General features: G+C 51.4%; 1 rRNA gene. It reads right to left on the bottom strand.

Annotation, left to right across the window (positions count from 1 at the left end):
- Positions 1-327: ribosomal RNA gene (locus MST27_RS22330) — 23S ribosomal RNA — on the bottom strand; the annotation flags it as partial.

The following is a 327-nucleotide window of genomic DNA, read 5'->3' as shown; positions in this document are numbered from 1 at the left end:
TCCCCGCCTACCTGTGTCAGTTTTAGTACGGACACCATAACAGCTCGCAAACGAGGCTTTTCTTGAAAGATGCTCCAGTTACTTAAGGGCATACGCCCACGTACTCACCTTCGATGCCATACGTCTCGGATTTGCCTGAGACAACATCTCCGGCTTGAACAAGCCGTGTCTATTGGACTTGATAACCTTCACACCTCTGTCCCCCCATGCTCAACGCTGTTACGGTGGCACAGGATTATTAACCTGTTGTCCATCGTCTACGCCTTTCAGCCTTGACTTAGGCTCCGGCTAACCCTGGGCGGATTTACCTTCCCCAGGAAACCTTAG

Origin of the sequence: Stutzerimonas marianensis (assembly GCF_022810315.1) — a bacterium.
Classification (GTDB): domain Bacteria; phylum Pseudomonadota; class Gammaproteobacteria; order Pseudomonadales; family Pseudomonadaceae; genus Stutzerimonas; species Stutzerimonas marianensis.
Note: the sequence above shows the minus strand (reverse complement) of the source record. Positions and strands in the feature narration are given on the sequence as shown.